General features: G+C 49.2%; 16 protein-coding genes. 11 read left to right on the forward strand and 5 right to left on the reverse strand.

Going from position 1 to position 19,327, the window contains the following annotated elements:
* Nucleotides 1–192 precede the first annotated feature (192 nt).
* From ACZ45B_RS13110 to ACZ45B_RS13135, 6 genes are all read left to right on the forward strand, one after another.
* Entirely contained in the window at nt 193–1,437 is a 1,245-nt protein-coding gene (locus ACZ45B_RS13110; RefSeq protein ID WP_148293426.1) for a hypothetical protein, read from the forward strand.
* An 86-nt stretch (nt 1,438–1,523) separates the two neighbouring features.
* Entirely contained in the window at nt 1,524–3,209 is a 1,686-nt protein-coding gene (gene ilvD / locus ACZ45B_RS13115) for a dihydroxy-acid dehydratase (RefSeq protein WP_024545776.1), read from the forward strand.
* A gap of 273 nt (nt 3,210–3,482) precedes the next feature.
* The gene (locus tag ACZ45B_RS13120; protein ID WP_038027867.1) at nt 3,483–3,782 is read left to right on the forward strand and encodes a hypothetical protein; all 300 of its coding nucleotides are present in this window, start codon (nt 3,483–3,485) and stop codon (nt 3,780–3,782) included.
* Between the two features lie 140 nt (nt 3,783–3,922).
* On the forward strand, nt 3,923–4,486 hold the full coding sequence (locus ACZ45B_RS13125; protein WP_024545775.1) for a Uma2 family endonuclease: 564 nt from the start codon (nt 3,923–3,925) through the stop codon (nt 4,484–4,486).
* Nucleotides 4,487–4,648: 162 nt separating this feature from the next.
* Nucleotides 4,649–6,346, forward strand: coding sequence for a DNA mismatch repair endonuclease MutL (gene mutL / locus ACZ45B_RS13130; RefSeq protein WP_024545774.1), 1,698 nt, complete (start codon nt 4,649–4,651; stop codon nt 6,344–6,346).
* A 26-nt stretch (nt 6,347–6,372) separates the two neighbouring features.
* Nucleotides 6,373–7,899, forward strand: a complete 1,527-nt coding sequence (locus tag ACZ45B_RS13135; RefSeq protein ID WP_024545773.1) for a bifunctional ADP-dependent NAD(P)H-hydrate dehydratase/NAD(P)H-hydrate epimerase — start codon at nt 6,373–6,375, stop codon at nt 7,897–7,899.
* Nucleotides 7,900–8,085: 186 nt separating this feature from the next.
* Here the strand turns inward: ACZ45B_RS13135 and ACZ45B_RS13140 are convergent, their stop codons facing one another.
* The gene (locus tag ACZ45B_RS13140) at nt 8,086–10,314 is read right to left on the reverse strand and encodes a glycoside hydrolase (protein ID WP_024545772.1); all 2,229 of its coding nucleotides are present in this window, start codon (nt 10,312–10,314) and stop codon (nt 8,086–8,088) included.
* Nucleotides 10,315–10,469: 155 nt separating this feature from the next.
* Nucleotides 10,470–11,045, reverse strand: a complete 576-nt coding sequence (locus tag ACZ45B_RS13145; protein WP_024545771.1) for a TFIIB-type zinc ribbon-containing protein — start codon at nt 11,043–11,045, stop codon at nt 10,470–10,472.
* Between the two features lie 117 nt (nt 11,046–11,162).
* Here ACZ45B_RS13145 and ACZ45B_RS13150 point away from each other — a divergent pair, with 117 nt between their 5' ends.
* Together ACZ45B_RS13150 and psbV are read left to right on the forward strand one after the other, a co-directional pair.
* Nucleotides 11,163–11,861, forward strand: a complete 699-nt coding sequence (locus ACZ45B_RS13150) for a sirohydrochlorin chelatase (protein ID WP_029681782.1) — start codon at nt 11,163–11,165, stop codon at nt 11,859–11,861.
* A 238-nt stretch (nt 11,862–12,099) separates the two neighbouring features.
* Nucleotides 12,100–12,612 carry a photosystem II cytochrome c-550 gene (gene psbV, locus ACZ45B_RS13155; RefSeq protein ID WP_024545769.1) on the forward strand — a complete coding sequence of 171 codons (513 nt, stop codon included), beginning with the start codon at nt 12,100–12,102 and terminating at the stop codon, nt 12,610–12,612.
* Nucleotides 12,613–12,914: 302 nt separating this feature from the next.
* Here psbV and ACZ45B_RS13160 read toward each other — a convergent pair whose 3' ends face one another.
* Nucleotides 12,915–14,228: a dihydrolipoamide acetyltransferase family protein gene (locus ACZ45B_RS13160; RefSeq protein ID WP_024545768.1), complete on the reverse strand. Its 1,314-nt coding sequence runs from the start codon at nt 14,226–14,228 to the stop codon at nt 12,915–12,917.
* Nucleotides 14,229–14,351: 123 nt separating this feature from the next.
* The gene (locus ACZ45B_RS13165; protein ID WP_024545767.1) at nt 14,352–14,906 is read right to left on the reverse strand and encodes a peroxiredoxin; all 555 of its coding nucleotides are present in this window, start codon (nt 14,904–14,906) and stop codon (nt 14,352–14,354) included.
* A 71-nt stretch (nt 14,907–14,977) separates the two neighbouring features.
* Between ACZ45B_RS13165 and ACZ45B_RS13170 the strand changes: the two genes are divergently transcribed.
* Nucleotides 14,978–15,850, forward strand: a complete 873-nt coding sequence (locus tag ACZ45B_RS13170; protein ID WP_024545766.1) for an S-methyl-5'-thioadenosine phosphorylase — start codon at nt 14,978–14,980, stop codon at nt 15,848–15,850.
* Nucleotides 15,851–16,079: 229 nt separating this feature from the next.
* Entirely contained in the window at nt 16,080–16,424 is a 345-nt protein-coding gene (locus ACZ45B_RS13175; protein WP_024545765.1) for a hypothetical protein, read from the forward strand.
* A gap of 127 nt (nt 16,425–16,551) precedes the next feature.
* Here ACZ45B_RS13175 and ACZ45B_RS13180 read toward each other — a convergent pair whose 3' ends face one another.
* Nucleotides 16,552–17,568, reverse strand: coding sequence for a type I glyceraldehyde-3-phosphate dehydrogenase (locus ACZ45B_RS13180; protein ID WP_024545764.1), 1,017 nt, complete (start codon nt 17,566–17,568; stop codon nt 16,552–16,554).
* Nucleotides 17,569–17,857: 289 nt separating this feature from the next.
* Between ACZ45B_RS13180 and murC the strand changes: the two genes are divergently transcribed.
* The gene (gene murC, locus ACZ45B_RS13185) at nt 17,858–19,318 is read left to right on the forward strand and encodes a UDP-N-acetylmuramate--L-alanine ligase (protein WP_024545763.1); all 1,461 of its coding nucleotides are present in this window, start codon (nt 17,858–17,860) and stop codon (nt 19,316–19,318) included.
* The last annotated feature ends 9 nt before the right edge of the window (nt 19,319–19,327 follow it).

The following is a 19,327-nucleotide window of genomic DNA, read 5'->3' on the forward strand; positions in this document are numbered from 1 at the left end:
TATAAAGTTTTCCTGCGAATTTTTGATCTATTGTTTTCCCCGATTTTAGGAGGCATAAAATAAAAGGTGTCACTGTTAGGGAAGTCAATGGTGGGACGTATAATTGCAGCCTCAAAAACAAAGATGCGCCAAATAGTCGGCCCTGGGAATGGAAGCTCTGCCGTTCAATCAATGCATAATTGGCAAGAGCCAATGGATATGTCCCTGGAAACAAATCAGGCGATCGCTACCGCTGACATGGAGCCATCGGGAGAACTAGAAGTCTTAGAGCAACAGATTTTTGATTTTTTTGCCCAGGAGCTTCAAGCAAAATCCTTAGGGGCCTTTTTATCGCTTTTTCAAGCCTTTTTCATTGACCATAACGAAGCCCAGCTTCCTGAACGCCTCAGGGAACTAGGGGCACAAATGATGCTTGAAAACCAGCACGCCGGGTTTATTCGAGTCCTCAAGCGATGTTGCTATTTATTTATCGAGGCTTGTTTCCTAGAGGATAAACCGGAGCAAATTCGGCAAATTGTCCAGTTGTTGATGCTGCCCCCAGAACAGACAGGGGCTGCCTCTGCTTCCATTACCCATGCACGGTTTCGGGACTGGCTGCGGGGATGTGTCTATAGTGGGGAATGCCGTGTGTTTAGAGCTCTCGCTCCCTCCAGTGAGACAAATCCCTATGCCTGGGGCGATCGCTACATTATGTTTACCCTGTTCGCCCAATCTATCGACCCAGATGTTTCCCCAGAACAGCAGCGGGCTTCGGGGATGCTTTATCAATTTTTTCGAGCCCGTTATCGCTTTCAATTGGCCATGTACCTGTCTACCCAGGGCAACATGACCCCCAGTGGCGTGGTCACAAAAAATCCCACCCTCATCGAAGACGTGACCTTAAATCTAATTCGTCGCCTGGTACTGAGAAAAAAGCCGAGTTATCCGGAGCTTGCAACCCAGTTCACTGCCCAGATAACAAACCAGACCCTCGCCAGTTGGCAGACCCAATTCATAGATTATCTATTTTCTGGAATGACTTCTCCTCGGCGCCTCAAATGGTTGCCGGAAAAATTTACGCAATATCTCAAACAACGCTATCCCCATGGGGAGATGATTCACCTCGAACCAGCGGTGGTGAACCATATTTCGATGAATCTCATTGATTACCTGCTTGATCCCAGTTGCCTACAAGATTTGTCTCACCCCCTGCCAGTATTGATGATTCAGCGGGAATATTTGACCCTCAGTATCCTGTTACTGAAGTTGGTGCTCTTGGCCCCAGAAAACCATGGCCGACTTTTGTGGCGCTTAAATATTCTCCTAGAGCAATATCGTGAACATCCGAAGGCGGAGTGTCAGTGGTTGAGAGGTTTTTTTGAAACGATTCAAGTGGTCTTAGTTTTGGTATTACCGAGCCCAAGATCTTGCCCGATGGTCACTGCCTCTGGGTTATAAACTTTGCTTGGTTTCTCTATCCAAAAGCTCGAAAACAAAGGACAATAGACAGGTTAGTTTGATGTAAATCTTGATTTCTATTTGTTATGAGCGACAATCGACGTAGCCGAGTGGTCACTGAAGGTCATCAGCGGAGTCCAAACCGGGCCATGCTCCGGGCAGTGGGCTTTGGGGATGATGATTTTACGAAACCCATTGTGGGTTTGGCGAATGGGTACAGCACGATTACGCCATGCAACATGGGGATCAATGACCTCGCCCAGCGGGCGGATAAGGCGATCCGGGAAGCGGGCGCGATGCCGCAGATGTTTGGGACGATCACGATCAGTGATGGGATCTCCATGGGGACAGAGGGAATGAAGTATTCTCTAGTGTCGCGCGATGTGATCGCTGACTCCATCGAAACAGCCTGTAATGGTCAAAGCATGGATGCGGTACTGGCCATCGGGGGTTGTGACAAGAATATGCCAGGGGCAGTGTTGGCGATCGCCCGGATGAATATCCCCGCAATTTTTGTCTATGGTGGCACGATCAAGCCCGGCCATCTAGATGGCGAAGACCTCACCGTTGTGAGCGCCTTTGAAGCTGTCGGTGAATTTAGCGCCGGTAAGATCGACGAAGAAAGATTATTGGCCGTTGAGAAAAATGCCTGTCCAGGGGCCGGTTCCTGTGGCGGTATGTTTACGGCAAATACCATGTCCTCTGCTTTTGAAGCGATGGGAATTAGTTTGCCCTACTCTTCCACCATGGCCGCTGAGGATGAAGAAAAAGCCCTTAGTGCAGAAGAGTCGGCCCGGGTCTTGGTTAATGCAATTAAGAAGCAAATCCTGCCCAAGGACATCCTCACCCGCAAGGCTTTTGAAAATGCGATTTCTGTGATTATGGCGGTGGGCGGCTCCACAAACTCGGTGCTGCACCTGTTGGCGATCGCCAATACCATCGGCGTTGATCTCTCTATCGACGACTTTGAAACCATCCGCCAGCGAGTTCCCGTCATCTGCGACCTCAAACCTTCCGGCCGCTATGTAGCTACCGATCTCCACAAAGTAGGCGGCATTCCCCAAGTGATGAAGATCCTCCTGGAGCATGGTCTGCTCCACGGCGATTGCCTCACCATCACAGGCAAAACCATTGCCGAAACCCTCGCTGATGTTCCCAGTGAGCCCTCCCCTGATCAAGATGTGATCCGCCAGTGGGACAACCCCATGTACAAACAGGGTCACCTCGCTGTCCTCAAAGGAAACCTCGCCGAAGAAGGCTCCGTTGCTAAAATTAGCGGCGTGAAAAATCCTCGCATTACTGGCCCTGCCCGAGTTTTTGAGTCCGAAGAGGAATGTCTCGATGCGATCCTCGCCGGAAAAATTGTTGCGGGGGATGTGGTGATCGTTCGCTATGAAGGCCCGAAAGGTGGCCCTGGAATGCGGGAAATGCTCGCCCCCACCTCGGCGATCATTGGTGCTGGCCTTGGGGATAAAGTTGGCCTAATTACAGATGGTCGTTTTTCTGGCGGTTCCTACGGCTTAGTTGTCGGTCACGTGGCCCCGGAAGCGTTTGTGGGCGGTAATATTGCCCTCGTAGAAGAAGGGGATAGCATCACCATTGATGCCCACGAAAAACTGCTACAAATCAATGTTTCTGATGAGGAACTGGCAAAACGTCGCACCGCTTGGAAACCCCGTGAACCCCGTTATAAGCGTGGTGTCCTTGGGAAGTATGCCAAGATTGTTTCTAGCAGCAGTAAAGGCGCGGTAACAGATATTGACCTTTTCTAAGCTCAAAAAATAAATGAATTTGATCTCCGTGTTGTTTTTTCAACCGGAGATTTTTTATTGAACATTATTGATAAAAAATTACAAAATCTCCAAGATTCTTTAAGGTGTATGGACGAAGAATAATACATCGTACTTACAACATAAAGGGGGTTTATTTTTATTGGTGTGGTAAGCAGAACTCTAAAAGATCGGTTTTCAGTACATTTATAGTCAAAAAAGCTTTTACAGCATAGAGTACGATGGTAAGTACAAAAATATTAGCTCAGCAATCAAATGTATAACCTTCAGAAATATTTAGAGGAAGCAAAACAACATAGTCTTCAGGAGCGTTTAGAAGAATTACGACGAAAATTAGGTAATGGTTTTGAATATCGACACACTGCGCAAGATTTTGGACGGCACTTAATTATTGAGATTTCAAAAGAGAATTTTCTAGACCATAGTACAACTAGAGTAAAGTTAAGATTCAACGAGCGCTCTGTGCGAAATACAGTCCCTTTTGATAAAATTGAAGAATGTAGAATATTTCTCAACTCAGGAGTTGATTTAAGTAGAGAAATTACTATTAATTGACAAGATAAAAACTTTGGCTTTTTACATCTGTTGATTATGCATTATTAGAACGCACTATCTTAACTTGGCTAGGGAATCACTGTTTCAAGACAGAGAATAAACGATGTTAAACTGTGAATATATTTGACATGGGGCAAAAGATGACGGCGTTAACTTCTCCAGAGATATCATTACAAGATTTTTTAGCACGTCTTGAAACAAAACCTGCAAGCGAATATATCAATGGTGCCATCTATCAAAAGCCGATGCCAAAGGGAAAACATAGCCGTCTTCAATTAAAGCTCTGCAATCAAATTAACGCCACCACCGAAGCGAATCAGATTGCCTATGCTTTCCCAGAGTTGCGCTGCAGTTTTGGCGATCGCTCTATTGTTCCTGATATTGCAGTGTTCCAGTGGTCGCGGATTCCTTTGGAAGTAGATGGTGAAGTCCCAGATAATTTCCTGCTATGTCCAGATTGGACAATCGAAATTCTTTCTCCCGAACAAAGCCCGAATCGAGTCACCGGCAACATTTTGTACTGCTTAGAGCACGGTTGTCAGTTGGGATGGTTGGTTGATCCAGGCGATCGCTCGATTTTGATCTTTCAGCCTAATCAACAACCCCGACTGTTCACACAAAGAGATGTACTCACGGTTTTGCCTAATATTTCTTTATCCTTAACAGCCACCGAGGTGTTTAGTTGGCTAAAAATGGGGTCATAATCATTCTCTAGTGTTTAATTTGCAGACAAAATAATTTTCCGTAAAAATTTTCAATCTTCATAAAAATCAATTATTCAGTTATTAAAGTAAAGCCTTGGCATTGAACTGTCGGGAGCTTAGTTATAAATTCATTGCAAAAAACAAATGATTACTCAGCACTAAATGGCCAATATCAAACAACTCCCTAGTGATGTCATCCAATTGATTGCGGCTGGTGAAGTGATTGATTCCCTGGCGGCGGTGGTGCGGGAGTTGGCGGAAAATGCCATTGATGCGGGGGCAACTCGAATCGGGATTGAGATTAATCCGAAACTTTGGAAAATTCGCGTTACTGATAATGGTCATGGCATGGATCGGGCGGATTTATTGCTTTGTGCTACGCCCCACAGTACGAGCAAAATTGGCGATCGCCTAGATTTAGCCCAGATCAAAAGCCTCGGGTTTCGGGGAGAAGCACTCCATAGTATTGCCCAGGTAGCCACGTTAACTATCGCCAGTTGCGTGTCAGGGCAACCGGGCTACCAAATTACCATTACCCAAGACCGTTTATCAGAGCCAATCTTGCAGCCGATGGCGGCGGGGACGAGGGTAATGGTGACAGATATTTTTCAAAATTTTCCGGTGCGGCGACGGGCTTTACCAGCCATGGCCCAACAACTAAAAACCATCCAGCAGATTATCTATGATCTGGCTTTATGCCACCCAGAAATCACCTGGCAAGTTCATCAAAATCAACAAACTTGGTTTTATATTAGCCCTGGTAAAAATGCTCAGACAATTTTGCCCCAATTAATCAAAACAATCGTCCCTCAAGATTTAATTTATCGCCATTATCAAGCCAATCAATTCACCCCTAATCCGATCGAATCCTTAACGAATAGCAAACTGGAAATAACCTTGGGTTTGCCAGACCGCTGTCATCGCCATCAAGCCGACTGGCTAAAGCTTGGAATCAATGGCCGGATTGTCAAATTTCCAGTCCTTGAACAGTCAATTAATAAAGCATTTCATCGCACTCTGCCCCGCGATCGCCATCCCGTTTGCTTTGTTCACCTGCATTTGCCACCAGAACAGATCGACTGGAATCGTCACCCAGCCAAAAGTGAAATTTATTTGCAAGACCAATCAGTTTGGTCAGACATTATTTATCAGGCGATCGCCCAGAGTTTAAACCTCAGTGAAATTCATTTACCAGGATATGAAAATCAGCGGGTAACAAATTTAATTCAAGCCGCCGAAAAACAAGAGTTTTACTCAGTTGATGTGCCGTCTGAAAATGCTGAAATTAAATCTAAAATTCCAGATCAAAAGAAGCTCGTTGTCATTGGGCAAGCACGCAACACTTATATTCTTGTTGAGCATCCCGATGGTATTTGGCTTGTGGAGCAACATATTGCTGATGAGCGGGCAATTTACGAAGAATTACAAAAAAACTGGCAACTAATCCCCTTAGAAAAACCCCTTTTACTTAACAATTTATCCCCAAAACAAGTTGCGCAGCTAGTAGACCATCTTGGCCTTGAGCTGGAGGCCTTTGGTGATAATCTTTGGCGGGTCAATACTCTACCCAAAGCGTTAATCAGTAATGCTGATCCAGCGGCAGTTTTACTGGATTTGAGTCGGGGGGGTGATCTAGATGCAGCTCAGGTGGCGATCGCCTGTCGCACCGCAGTGCGTAATGGTACACCCCTCACCTTAAATCAAATGCAGACGATTATTGATCGCTGGCAAAATACCCAAAACCCAGGAACCTGTCCCCATGGCCGCCCCATTTATCTGGCCCTTGAAGAAACTTCGTTGTATCGTTTTTTCCGTCGCCATTGGGTCTTGGGCAAAAGTCATGGTATTACTGAATCATAACTTATGTTTATATTGACTCTTAATCCATGCTAAATCTTGAAAATATTTTTGTCAGTGCAGCACAAATGCAACAGATTGAAACAGAAATTTTCAAGCAGGGAATGCCCGTGGCTGCGTTGATGGAAAAAGCAGCTGGCTTAATTAGTCAATATCTTCAAAAAAATTACCCAAAGCAAAATTACAAAAAAATCAGTATTTTAGTGGGGTCTGGTCACAATGGTGGTGATGCTTTAGTCGTTGCTAGAGAATTATATTTTTTGGGTTATCAAGTACTACTATGGCGGCCTTCAGGAAAACTCAAATCTCTCACCCAAAACCATTGGGATTATGCACAATTTCTGGGTATCACCCACACCAAAGATTTAGACATCTTTCTGGATTGCGATTTAATTGTTGATGGCTTATTTGGCTTTGGCTTAACGCGACCAATTACGGGAGATTTTGCCCTACTTATTGATGAGGTCAATGAGTCTGCTCGACCGATTGTCAGTATTGATCTTCCTTCTGGGCTACACACAGATACAGGCGCAGTGCTAGGGGCGGCAATTCAAGCAACAGAAAGCCTTTGTTTGGGGCTCTGGAAACGAGCCTATGGCCAAGAACAAGCTTTACCTTATCTAGGAAAAATTTGTCGTTTAGATTTTGGTATTCCGCCTCAAATTGTGGCGGACAATCTGTCTATTAAACAGATGATTCAGGGGGTTTCCCAAGACATCCTACAGCACTATCTACCCCTGGAGCGATCGCCTTTGACCCATAAATATCAGCAGGGTCATTTATTACTGATTGGCGGCTCCCAAACTTACTTAGGGAGTATCCTACTGGCCGCTTTGGGGGCGCGGGCTACTGGGGTGGGAATGTTGACTGTGGCCGTGCCAGAATCTTTAAAATTGCTTATTGTCGCCCAGCTGCCAGAAGCGCTCGTGATTGGCTGCCCAGAAGATGACACCGGGGCGATCGCCCAGCTACCAAGCTTGGATTTTTCTTGTTACCAGGCGGTGGCCTGTGGCTGCGGTCTCACCCTGGCGGGGGCCGCTAACCTGATGCCCGATCTAATGCCGAGGGAAGTTCCCCTTGTCCTTGATGCCGATGCCCTCAATTGGCTGGCAGAAGAGGATCTAGAAGTGATCCAGAGCCGTAATTTGCCCACGATTTTAACCCCCCACCTCGGTGAATTTAAACGATTGTTTCTCGATCAAATTCCCATCACCCCAGACCGTATCCAGATGGCCCAGGCTGCGGCCCAACTCACGGGGGCGATCGCCCTACTCAAAGGGGCGAAAACAATCATCGCGCGGCCTGATAGCACCACCTACTGCATCGCAGAAAGTACCCCAGCCCTAGCCCGTGGTGGGAGTGGTGATGTACTGCTCGGAATTATTGGCGGTCTTCTCGCCCAACAACCCGGACATCCCCTAGAGGTGGCCGCCGCCGCCGCTTGGTGGCATGCCCAAGCTGGTATTTTGGCGGCCCAACAACGAACGATCGCTGGTGTTGACGGAGTTACCCTTGCCAAATTTCTCCCCAAAGTTTTGCACAAACTCCCCCTGTAGCATCTTCCCTTGAGGACAATGCCAAAAGCCTGACAATTGCGTAGATCTTGGGTGAATTTCTCCCCCGAACCTTTTGAGGGGAGTTAGGGGAGGATTTATCCCAAGAGAGAACATCGAAAAGGGAGAGTACCTTGGTAGGGAGCTGACAAAGGCGGAATGCCCTTGGCCTTGATCCCAAATAGGCGATTAAGGCACTTGGAAAGAAATAAATTGATTTTCCGGGACGAAGCTATGGTACTCTCCATCATCGGCCAGAATCGCAATTAAATTGAGGGTATAGTCCGGCTTTACCTGGAGTACATCCCAGGGTACAGACAGCTCCAAACAATCCCGATAAGCCATTTTTGAGTGGGTCATCCGGGGCCGCCACTGGCCATAGTCGATCGCCTCCTCAAACCAAATCGACTGGGTCACGAGGTTAATGCCGATGTGATGGCGGAATAAATAATTTAAAGGCGCCTGGTCTGGCATGCTGGCGATCGGTGCTGGACTAATAGCGCAGTTAACCCCAGGGTAAAACCACAGGAGGTGCAATTCAGCCGGCAGTTCTTCCCCCCACTTGATGCCCCGCTTGAGATCAAAGCGGAGATAAAAATTAAGGTGATCCCAACCATAAAACAGCCGTTGGAGGGCGCTGCTTTGGTGCATCGTTCCCCGGGCACCGCCAATCTCGACACAACCGGCTTTGTCCCAATCCTGTTCGTCACCAACCCCATCGATGATGGGGTGAATAAAGCTTTCTGGATGATGTTCCCGTTGTCTTGTATGGTCTTCAATCGGTTGTAAAACCTCTGGGGGGATGGGCTCATTGAGGGCTTTATAGATGCCAGCGACATGCTCCCGGAAGAGCTGGTCAAACATCGCATCTTGGTTGGAAGAGTGACCTTCTCCAAACCACCAAAACCAGTCGGAGCCTTCGGCTGCATAAAGAGATTCCCAAGCTTCGGGGTTGGTGATTTCGGTCGCTTCGGGGTGATCGGCTAACATTTGCCGGGCTTTGGTGAGCATGTCCCAGGCACGATTTTTCGCCGGATCGCCAATCCAAGTGGTAAAGCTACCGTCGACCCAGGAGCCGCTATGGAGCTGATGACTGGGGATGGTCGCAGTCGGTGGAAACTGCTCGATGTATTCAGAAACAGTGACCAATTCTAGCTGGCGGTTGGCACTGAGTTTTTCATAAAGAGAGGTGAGGAAGGGAATGCCATCTTTTTCATAAAATTCCCAACAGTTTTCGCCATCGAGGGCAATGGTGACGAGATAGGGCTCTTGGAGGGCGGCATGTTCTTCTTTTTGGTGGTGGCGCAGATTTCGGGCGATCGCCTCCAGGTGACCGACCAAATCGCTGGCGGCGGCTTCTGGATCCATACCGCTGTAGGTAAAGCCCACGAGGTCAGAAAGGCGGTGATCCCGAAAAACGATCGCCAAATCTCCATGGTCGGTTTCTAGGCGATAGGGCTGGTACATTTTTTCAGGTTCGTAGACGTTGCCCACTTCATCCCGGTGAAAGAAATGCTTCAGGCTCCACCCCAGCACCGCCTCATCGGAGCAGATCCACTTAAACCCAGCGGCGGCGATCGGGTTGAGCACCTCTGGGCTTACAGATTGCTCTGAGGGCCAGAGGCCACGTACTTCCCGGCCAAAACGCTCCCGGTACATTTCCTTAGCGCGGTTGAGGTGGCGGGGGATATCTTCGCCCCACTGGAAGCGTTCTTGGGGCAATTCCATCTTGGGCACGGCGACCCGCCCGGAATTAGTATCAGCAAGGAGCGGCAGAATTGGGTGGGTATAAGGAGTCGTCGTTACCTCCAGCTGGCCGTTATCCTGCATTTCTTTGTGCTTCGGGATAATCCGCTGGATAATTTCCCGCTGCTTGGAATAGATCCGTTGGCGATCGCCTAAAGTAAAACCCCGGTCTTTTTCGAGCCAGGCAGCAATTTCGGGGTCATCCCAAAAGAGCGGATCAATCCAGGCTAAATTGTGCCAGGCCAGGAGATCGCTGAAATGCTGTTCATCCCAATTTTCTAAACACCAAGCCTTGCCTTTTTCCTGGCGATCGCCATAGAGCTCCCGATAGCGGGGGTGGGGATCGACGAGGGTGCGGTGGTTACCATCAAAAAAATGCTCAAGAATGTACCATTTCTGGTCGCTGTTGAGGTTCACAACGGGGGTGAGGGCCAACTTCAAATAAGGGTCTAAGGCCGTCCCCGCCGCATAGTCTTCCAACTGCATCATCAAAGAAGGGACGAGGTTGACCGTCTGGTGGAGACGCGGATATTTTTCCAGCAGGAGAATCAAATCTAAATAATCTTTAGTGCCATGGAGCCGCACCCAGGGGAGATGGTATTGGCCGTCCGGGGCTTTGTAGAGGGGTTGATGCTGGTGCCAAATAAACGCAACATGGAGAGGATAAGACATAGAGTGTGGGAATGTTTGCCGCTGTGGAGTCCTAAAAAGCCCTGGATACGATGGGCTCTCTGTTTTTAAATCATAACGATCGCCTTTCCCTTACCTTGGCCCCCCTTAACGAATTGCAAGGATGCAATGGGGCCATGACATTCAAAAAAACTTGGCTATTGGGGGAGATTGTCTTGGTTTTCTGCCACTTGGCGTGCAAGGTAGGCGACGGCAAAATCGCCATTTTCATGGGCGGTGAGCTTGTCTCCTAGGTGGAAAACTTCAGTGGCCAGTTGCTCCCCCAGCTTTTGGATGAGGGCTTGCCGTTCGCTAATGCTGTGCTGTTGCTCCCGGATTTTGTGTTGCCACTCGGCGGTAAAAAGATACTCTAGGCTCGTGTGGAGTTGGAGTTTTTGCAAAATGTCCCACTCCTGGCGATCGCACCAGAAACCGTTACATCCAGGGCAGCGTTCCAGGTAAAAGGGCTGATCGACAGGAACTTTGACCCGCGATAGATAGCGACGACATTCTGGACAAAGGGCGGCTTTGTTGTCTGTGGGGCCAGGGATAACGGTTTCAGCTAGGGTGAGCTGGGTATTGATCTGCTTCGGTTTGTGTTGGCTATTTTGCCAAGTCTGGTAGCGATCGCCCGAAAGCCAATCCCCTTCACATTTTTCGCAATGGTAGCTGGAGAGCTCTCCCCCGAGAACATGATCGACTAAATCGACATCACGACATTTTGGACATTGCACAGCGCTATTTCTCCCTCATTTTTCCTTCGTTTCATCCTACGCTGAAGCCGATCTTGCCACAACTGAGCCGTACAAATTTTGCCATAATCCCCTTAGAGCAAATCTATGGGGAAATGTATGACGCGATTATCAGTGGTGGTGGTCCATGGCAGCTTTAGTGACATTTATCAGCAGGAATTTCAAGGGCTTCTGGCCCAGGTAAAAGCCCAAATAAATCATCCGGTGCTGGGGGCTTATTTGGAATGTAGTGATGTATCGTTGGCCGGGGCGATCGCCCAATTTCTCCAGAGTCAAAGCTGCCCGCCTGATCAGGTGCAAATTTTGCCGCTCTTTCTCCTCCCCGGCGTCCACGTGCGGGAGGATATTCCGGAGGCGATCGCCCAACTGAGGGCGCAATTTCCCCAGGTGACGTTTAATTTACTCGACTATCTCGGCAAAGATGGCCGTTTGGCCCCTTTTCTCGCGCCGCAATTTTCTCCTAATTCTGCTGCCCAACGGATTCTCATCGCCCACGGTAGCCGGCGCACTGGGGCCAACCCAGAGATCGAGAAGCTCGCCCAAGCCCTAGATGCCCACACCGCTTACTGGGCCACAGAACCATCTCTGGTACAAACCCTGGAGCGCTGCCAAAGGGAATCAATCAATACCTTCTCCTGCGTGCCCTACTTTCTTTTTTCCGGGAAAATTCCCGGGGCGATCGCCCAGCAGATTACAACGCTAACCGAGGCTGATCCCCACTTGAGCATCCACCTTGGTCAACCCTTTGGTACAAATCCCCAATGTGTCCAGGCGATCGCTCAGATTCTCAATACCTAAGCCAGCACCGGAGAAATATTGCTGTTCTTTACGGATTTATAAGAAAAATTCAGCCCAATGGCATTATATTGATGGACTAGTCGCCCTCGGCGACGAACGCCCTTAGTAATACAAATTTAAATAAGCAACCTAAGCATATCTACTTACAGCCTTGACAAATCCTTGCCTGTAGGTCTGCCTTCACAGTTAAATAAGTGGAGATATACCGATTTACTTTATTGCTGTATTGAGGAAAAACATGAATAAAATTCTGGGGATCGACCCACTCAAAAAATTTATTTTCGGGATTAGCGCCTTTGTTTTACTATTCTGGCAACTCAATGTCGGCGCTGCCAATGCTACCGCTCTCCGAGAAGTAGACCGCACCGTCAACCTCAATGAAACCGAAACGGTCGTCCTCAGTGACCAACAGGTTGCCCAGGGAGAGCGCATCTTTATCAATACCTGTTCCACCTGTCACAACAGCGGTCGGACCAAGAGTAACCCCAACGTTTCCCTTTCCCTTGAGGATCTCGAAGGGGCAGAACCCCGCCGCGACAATATCTTGGCGATGGTCGATTACTTAAAAAATCCTACCTCCTATGACGGTGAGCTAGATCTTGCTCAATTGCACCCCAATACTACCCGTGCCGACATCTGGAGTAGCATGCGGAACCTCAATGAAGAGGATCTCCAAAATGTTTCTGGTTATGTCCTTGTTCAAGCCCAGGTACGGGGCGTTGCTTGGGGCGGCGGTAAGACCGTTAACTAAGATTTATGCCATTTAATTGATGTGGGCGAGATCAAGCTCTTGATCGCAAACTCACGAAAAATAATGCACAAAAGACAGCCTAAGTGATGGTTGTCTTTTTTATTGGGGATTGTTTGGCTCAATTCTTCAAGGGTTTTTGGAGGAGTCTAGATCTGTGTTAGGCTGCTCCCCGGGTTTTCTACCATGGATTACTGATCAATTAGGTTGCTTTTATTTGCCAGAAAAAAACTCCCCAGGGTGGGGAGTAAAAGAGCATCACAGATATTACTGCTTGGGGGAGGGGAGTTGAGAGAGGCGATCGCCTACAGGGTGAGGCTGTGGGTGTTGTTTTCGATCAAGTCTGCCAAATCCTTGAGGAAGGCAGCGGCATCGGCCCCGTAGATGACCCGGTGGTCACAGGTGATGTTCACCGTCATTTGTTTCTTCACCCCGAATAAGCCATCGGCGGTGGCGACAACTTTCGGTTGGGCGGCGGCGATCGCCAAAATAGAACCTTGGCCAGGGGGTAAGATCGCATCAAAGCTGCTGACCCCAAACATCCCCAAGTTAGAGAGGGTAAAAGTGCCAGTGCTATATTCATCGGGCTGTAGCTGCTTGAGGCGAGCCCGGTCAACAAGATCTTTCCATTTGCGGGAGAGAGAATAAATATCCATCTGGTCGGCATTTTGCAGCACAGGCGTAATCAAACCGCCATCAGGCATCGCCACGGCGACAGCAACATTAATGCCACTGCTGTACCGAATCGCATTATCGCCAAAACTGGCGTTAACAACCGGGTGCTTTTGCAATGTCATTGCCACGGCCTTCGCCAATAACCCTGTCATTGTTACACCTTTGCTCTTGATCTGCTTGTAGAGCGCATCGAGGGCATCGGTGGTGATGTCGTAGGACACATGGAAAGTGGGTACGCTCAGGCTGGCGTTCATATTCCGCACTACGGCCTGTTGGAGCGTATTTAAGGGAACTACTTCACCAGGGGTCACTGCTACTGCAACTGGAGCCGGGGCGGCGGCCTTAGCGGCGACCGGGGCGGGAGCGGCGACGGCCATGGGTGCGGGTGCTGCTGCTGGGGCTTTGCCGGCTGCTTTTTCCACATCTTCAGCCACAATGCGACCATGGGGCCCAGACCCAGGAATCGTTTTTAAATCAACACCAAATTCTTTGGCCAGCTTCTTCGCCCTGGGGGAAGCAACAATTCTGCCATCATTGACCACAGGAGCTGGAGCAGGGGGAGCCGCAGGGGCTGGGACGGGAGTTGCAACAACGGGGGCCGATTCCGGGGCTGGAGCTGCAGGGGTTGCGGGTGCTGCTACTGGGGCACTACTACCACCACCTTTGAGGGTTGCGGCCTTTTGTTTGGCTTCTTCAATTTCTGCTTCGGTATCAGCGACGAGGGCGATCGCCGAACCAACGGGTGCTTCTTCACCGGCTTCAACAATAATGGCAGCCAGGAACCCTTCATTAAAGGACTCCACATCCATATCAGCTTTGTCAGATTCCACCACGACAACGGTTTCACCTTTAGCGACTTTATCCCCCGGGGACTTGGTCCAAGAGACGATCTTACCTTCGGTCATCGTGGAACTGAGGGCGGGCATGAAAATATCGTGAATCATGGAGGAATCTTCTTTTAAAACAACGATGTGGACAAACTGTAGAACCGTTGTAGATTCTATCAGGTAACAGTTCTCAGTTAGTAGAGACGCGCTATTGGCCCCTAGACATTTGAGCCAATGGGCTTAGGCCGCAGCAATGAGGCTATCTAAATCTGAGAGGACTTCTTGGCTGTGGATTGCAGGATTAACACCGAGATAAATTTTACGCAAAACCCCATCGGGATCAATCAGATAAGTGTGGCGCAGGGAATAGCCCGTCAAATAGGAGCCATATTGTTTACTGACATCACCAGTACTGTCGGCGAGGAGGGGAAACTTCAGCCCCTCGGCATCGCAAAACGCTTCATGGGAATCGACATCATCGACACTCACCCCCAAAATTTGCACGTTGCGGTCTAAATACTGGGGTAAATCCTGCTGGAAGCGGCGGGCTTCGAGGGTACAGCCGGGGGTGAAATCCTGGGGATAAAAATAAAGCACCACCCATTGACCCCGGTAATCAGCCAGGGAAAATTCTTGGATCTCCCCGTCACCGGCATTTCCTAGCAGGGTAAATTCTGGGGCAGGCTGGTCTAGGGTCGGTTGGGTTCCCCCCAGGGCGATCGCCCCATCCATCGGCAACCATAGACAGGCGATCGCCAGCACCGCGATGAGAGTTGTCCGTAAAAATTTCAACATAGGATAAAAAGCCGGTTTTGATACAAGATAATGTTGTAGCAAATCAAGGCAAATCTAACATCCCACAAACCATGGCAGATATTAAAATCGGCATCATCGGCGGCAGCGGTCTCTACAAAATGGAAGCCCTCCAGAATATCGAAGAAGTCACCGTTGAGACCCCCTTTGGTGCGCCCAGCGACAAGCTCATTACCGGCACTCTCAATGGTATCCCCGTAGTCTTCTTACCCCGCCACGGCCGCAACCATCATCTCTTGCCAACCGAACTGCCCTTCCGTGCCAATATCTATGCCCTCAAATCCCTCGGTGTGGAATACATCATCTCTGCCTCTGCGGTAGGCTCCCTCCAGGCGGCAATCAAACCCGTCGACATGGTGGTCCCTGATCAATTTATTGACCGCACCCGCCACCGCACCGATACCTTTTTTGGTGAAGGCATTGTCGCCCATGTGACCTTTGGAGATCCCGTTTGTCCCCAGTTGGCGCAGATCCTGGGGGATGCCGTGGAATCTTTGAACTTAGAAGGCGTTGACCTGCACCGGGGCGGCACCTACGTCTGCATGGAAGGCCCCGCTTTTTCCACCAAAGCCGAATCGAACCTATACCGTAGTTGGGATGCCAGTATCATCGGCATGACCAACCTCCAGGAAGCGAAATTGGCCCGGGAAGCGGAAATGGCCTATGCCACCCTCGCCCTTGTGACTGATTACGACTGTTGGCACCCAGACCATGAAAGTGTCACCGTCGAAATGGTGATTGCTAATCTCCATAAAAATGCCACCAATGCCCAAAAAGTCATCCAGGCTGTTGTCGAAAAGTTAGCGGCAAATCCCCCCCAATCGGCGGCCCATGATGCCCTCAAATATGCGATCCTCACCCCCCTCGATCAGGTCCCCGCAGCCACTAAAGAAAAGTTGGCTTTACTGCTGAAAAAATATTTGTAAAACCTAAAAAAATTGGCACTCTCAGCGGGAAACTGCTAAATATTGCAAAAAGTTTGTAGATAACCCTTTGAGGGGGGATTTTTCTTAAACTAAAGAGATATCAGTCCCGATTACATTACCGTAGGGATGAGCGCTCTCCTTTTTGTTATTCCTCGTGCCAAAGGAATAAAAAGTTTGGTGACATGGGGAACTGAGTTTTCCAGTTGTCATACATTTGGAGTGTGCAAAAATGACCTACTCTTTTGATCTCCTTGGGGTTACCCCCCTCATTACTTTTTTCAACTATCAGCAGCAAAACGAACAAGACCCCCAGCGCCCTAAGGCTTATCTCGCCGCTTATCGTTGTACCCTCGATAGCTTTATTGATGCCCTAGACATGATTCCGAAAAGACCCCATTGGAATTGGGATGAGGTGGTGGAGACCATGGTGCATTTTTGGCTAAAGCAGGAAGATATGGTCCGTCGCTGTGAACAGGAACTCCCCAGCAATCCAGAAGAACCTTATCTGGTGGTAGCCCGGGTAGCTAATCTCACGGCCATGCGCCATGAATTTGAGTCTCTCTTTGCCGGTTAGATCCTTATCGTCATCAATGATTTAGTGTGGGGCACTGGGGTAGAAAAAAAGAGGTGGAACTTACACCACCTCTCGGATCTAGCTTGCAAGACTAATGGATAACAGCGGTCTTGCTGTGTTTAATGGCTTAGGCTTCCCACTTCTGGGCAACAATTTCAGCGAGGTCAACTACACGCTGGGAATAGCCCCATTCGTTGTCATACCAAGCGACAACCTTGATCAAGTCGCCATCGAGAGCGAGGGTGAGGCTCCCATCGACGGTAGAAGATACATCAGTACCCCGGAAATCACAGGAAACGAGGGGCTCTTCGGTGTAGGCGAGGATGCCTTTCATGGAACCTTCTGCTGCTTCCTTGAGAACTTGGTTGACTTCTTCGGCGATCGTTTTCTTTTCGATGTTGGCGACAAGGTCAACTACGGAAACGTTGGGGGTGGGGACACGCATTGCAATCCCGGTGAGCTTACCTTTCATTTCGGGGATGACCAGAGCAACGGCTTGGGCCGCACCAGTGGAGGTGGGCACAATATTTTCTGCGGCAGCCCGAGCCCGACGGAGGTCACGGTGGCTATTGTCGAGGATCCGTTGGTCTCCGGTATAGCTGTGGACAGTGGTCATCGTACCTTTGACGATACCAAAGCGTTCGTGGAGAACTTTAACAACGGGAGCAAGACAGTTGGTAGTACAGCTTGCGTTACTGAGAATATCGTATTTATCGTGGGAATATTGGTCAGCGTTTACACCAACAACGTAGGTGCCTACACCTGCGCCTTTACCAGGGGCAGTGAGGACAACTTTCTTGGCGCCGGCTGTGAGGTGCTTAGATGCGCCTTCGTCGGAGTTGAACACACCGGTCGATTCAATGACTAGGTCAACACCCCATTCTTTCCAAGGCAGATTGAGGGGGTTTCTGTCGGAACAACACTTGATCACTTGGCCGTTGACTGTCAAGGAGTTGGCGTCATAACCGATTTCGCCATCGAATTTACCCAACATCGTATCGTAACGAAGCATATGGGCATTGCTTTTGGTATCGGTAGTCGCGTTGATCCCAACGACTTGGAGTTGGCTGTTTTCGCGACCAGCCCAACATCTCAAGAAGTTGCGTCCAATACGTCCAAATCCGTTAATCGCTACTCTAATCACCGCGTCTTGCCCTCTATTAAAGATTAAATTGCAATAAAAGTTTTCATTTGATGACCCCAATCATATCAAAGACTGCACAATTCGATCCCCGAATTTCAGGAAACCCATGAACTGATTTGCTGACTAAACTCTGGCTACTCTGCTTCTGGGAGGAGAAAAGGCGATCGCCAAAAGAAGTTTGCCGAGAAAGCACCTTGCTTGTAAAAGTCCGGTAATATTGCATACTTAAATGTGTTCTGTCCCCTATCGTCGCCATAGCCAACGATAGGATGTGTGAGGGGAAAAATCGTTGAAAACTGTAGATCTAAGCGGAAAACCATTTCACTTCATCGGAATTGGAGGGATTGGAATGTCTGCCCTCGCCTATGTTTTGACTAACAAAAATATTCCTGTGTCTGGTTCTGACCAACGGGCGAGCCACATCACAGAGCGATTGGCGGCAGTGGGAGCGCATATTTTCAATCAACAGGTTCCAGAAAATCTCCAGGCTTTTTCTTCGAGTGATCAATCCCCTAACCAACACAGTCTGCCCCAGGTCATTTGTTCGACGGCAATTGGCCAAGGAAATTCCGAGTTTCAAGCAGCTCAATCCTTAGGCTGCAATATTTTTCACCGCTCTGATGTGCTGTCGGCCTTGGTGAAAGAATATGACAGCATCGCTGTGGGGGGAACCCATGGTAAAACGACCACCAGTAGCTTGATTGGTTATATTTTTTTAGTGGCAGGTCTTGACCCCACAATCATCGTCGGCGGTGAAGTAGATGCCTGGGATGGGAATGCCCGCCTTGGCCAGGGGACTTATTTAGTGGCTGAGGCGGATGAATCTGATGGAACTTTGGTCAAACTCCGACCCCAGCTGGGGGTGGTGACGAATATTGAATTAGACCACCCAGATCATTATCAATCCTTAGACCAAGTGGTGGACATCTTCCAGACCTTTGCGCGCCACTGCGAAACCTTGGTGGCCTGTGTCGATTGCCCGACGATCGCCAAGGGGGTTTTATCCCATCAGATAGGCTATGGCCTAAACAATATCGATCAGGCAGACTATTGGGCCACGGACATTGAATATGGGCCTTTATCGACCCGCGCGGTGATCTGGGAGCGGGGCGATCGCCTCGGAGAAATCAACCTTGCGTTGGTGGGGTCTCACAATCTTACGAATGCCTTGGGGGCGATCGCTGTAGCCCGTAATTATGGCGTTCCTTTTGGCTCCATTGCCAAAGCCTTAGAATCTTTTCAGGGAGCAAAACGACGCTTTGAGATCCGGGGGCAACGTCAGGGCATTACCCTTATTGATGACTATGCCCACCACCCCAGCGAAATTGAAGCGACCCTCGAATCTGCCAGGCTCCGGGCCGGAAGCGAGCAACGGGTGGTCGCTATTTTTCAGCCCCATCGGTACAGTCGTACCTTTGCTTTTTTAGATGAATTTGCAAAAGCTTTCAAAAATGCCGATGTGACCATAATTACTGATATTTATGGCGCAGGGGAGAAGAATGTAGATAACCTTACAGGGGAAGCCCTACAACAGGCGATCGCCAAACAACAAAACAATGTTTTTTACCACCCAGATCTCCAAAGCTTACCCCTTTGGTTAGTGCCTCAACTGCAAACTGGTGATCTGGTGTTGTTTTTGGGGGCCGGGAATCTCAACCAAACCATCCCCACCCTCTTGGCCCAGTGGCCGACTGATGACAGTTCACCCCTTGCCCCCCAACCGTTGACCCAATGTGCTGCCCCAGACTAAGGTGACTTC

This window comes from Picosynechococcus sp. NKBG15041c (assembly GCF_055380235.1).